Source organism: Streptomyces sp. NRRL B-24572, assembly GCF_002156145.1.
Lineage (GTDB): Bacteria > Actinomycetota > Actinomycetes > Streptomycetales > Streptomycetaceae > Streptomyces > Streptomyces vietnamensis.
In genome coordinates this window covers 1-1652 of sequence record NZ_MWIG01000488.1, presented here as the reverse complement: position 1 = coordinate 1652, position 1652 = coordinate 1, and the positions used below count along the sequence as shown (strand labels likewise).

Annotated in this window: 1 protein-coding gene and 1 pseudogene; both read right to left on the bottom strand. The window is 67.2% G+C overall.

All coding sequences use genetic code 11. The features are described 5' to 3' along the window. Positions 1-28 precede the first annotated feature (28 nt). Positions 29-864, bottom strand: a protein-coding gene (locus CCN56_RS27425) for an IS5 family transposase (protein ID WP_107484229.1) whose coding sequence is annotated in 2 segments (ribosomal slippage) — positions 29-495 and positions 495-864 — 837 coding nt in all. Because the reading frame shifts where the segments join, the coding sequence is not laid out codon by codon here. Between the two features lie 520 nt (positions 865-1384). Continuing rightward, positions 1385-1652: pseudogene (locus CCN56_RS27420) on the bottom strand (translation factor Sua5); the annotation flags it as partial.

Here is a 1652-nt window from a genome sequence, read left to right as displayed (position 1 = left end):
TGCCAAATGAGACGACGTCTAAGAGGTCCTAACAAAGGCGTTGAACGTGTCGGTGGGTGATGAGGCAGGTGGCGAGGCCGAGGAAGGCTTCGTGGATGTCGTCACGTCGTTCCCAACGGACGCGTAAACGCCGGAAACCGTGCAGCCAGGCGATCGTTCGCTCGACGACCCAACGATGGATGCCGAGACCTGAGCCGTGCGGGACACCGCGGCGGGCGATGACTGGTTTGATGCCCTGGGCCCAGACGAGGCGGCGGTACTTGTCGTGGCCGTAGCCCCGGTCCGCCAGGAGCAAGTCCGGTCGTCGCCTGGGCCGTCCGACCAGGCCGGCCACGGACGGGATCTTCGCGAGCAGGGGCAGCAGCTGGGTGACGTCGTTGCGGTTTCCGCCGGTCAGCGACACCGCGAGTGGGATGCCCTGTCCGTCGACGAGGACGTGGTGCTTGCTGCCCGGACGCGCTCGGTCGACCGGGCTGGGTCCGCTTTTGGGCCCCTGCGGGCGGCCCGGACATGGCTGGAGTCGATCACCGCCCTCGACCAGTCCAGCTGCTTGGCCGACCGCAGCCTCGTCAGCAGGACGGCATGGAGCCGGTCCCAGACGCCGGCCTCGTTCCAGGCGGCGAGCCGCCGCCAGCACGTCATGCCGGAGCCGAAGCCGAGCTCCTGGGGCAGGTACTCCCACTGGATGCCGGTGTGGAGCACGAACAGGATTCCGCACAGAGCCTGCCGGTCAGGAATCCGCGGCCGCCCCGCCACCAGCTTCGGCGCCGCAACCGGCAGCAACGGCTCTATCAGCAACCACAGTTCGTCCGAAACGACCCACGGCCGAGAGTTCCTCTTCGCCACGAACGGACCAACGAGCATCCAGGCCGACAGTCACACCATCAACGGCTTCTGTTAGGACCTCTAAACCCCGTCGGCTGGTCACCGGTGTTGGTGACCGTCACCCGGTAGACGCCTTGTCCACCGCGGGTAAAGGTGCCTACGTGTGTCTTCGTGACGTCCAGCTGCGGGAACGCGTAGGCGGGGGTCGCCCCCGTGCCGACCAGAAGTGCGGTGCCCAGTGCCGCGCCGGTTCCAAGAGTGGCGATATGGCGTCGCAAAGTTTGGAAAAGGATCATAGCCGCTGTCTCCTCTTTCTCGAAGGACCTGTGCGCCCACAGCAACGTGCGAACTGTCGTCTCGATGACGGCCTCGGTTGCCGGGCCACCCGAATGCCTCGGCGACTTCCCTCGACAGGCCCAGCGCGCGTTTTACGTCGTCATCGCTGGCGAGGAACTTGGTGATGCCGGTCTGCTGGGTCACCGAGGTCGGCCTCATAAATCGGTGCGCTCGTTGATGCAGGGCGCCTCGCTGGATGGGGGGCGCCCGTTAGATCGTTCGGTCAGGCAGTGGGCAGGGTCCGGCCTATGGCGGAGGCGATGGCCCGCGGGTGGACGAGTCCGGCGCGGACGAGGCGGGTCTGGTCGCCGACGCAGTCGACGATGGTGAGGTGGTTGGCTGCCGGGCAGACGCCGCCGTCCATGACGATCGCGTCGAGGCCTGCTTCGGTGAGGAATTCTTCGACCTCGGCGAGGGTGATGGCCGGCCCGCGATCGTCGGGGCCTGCGTCCCCGGAGACGTTGACGGTGGTGGCCGCGAGCAGTCCGGGG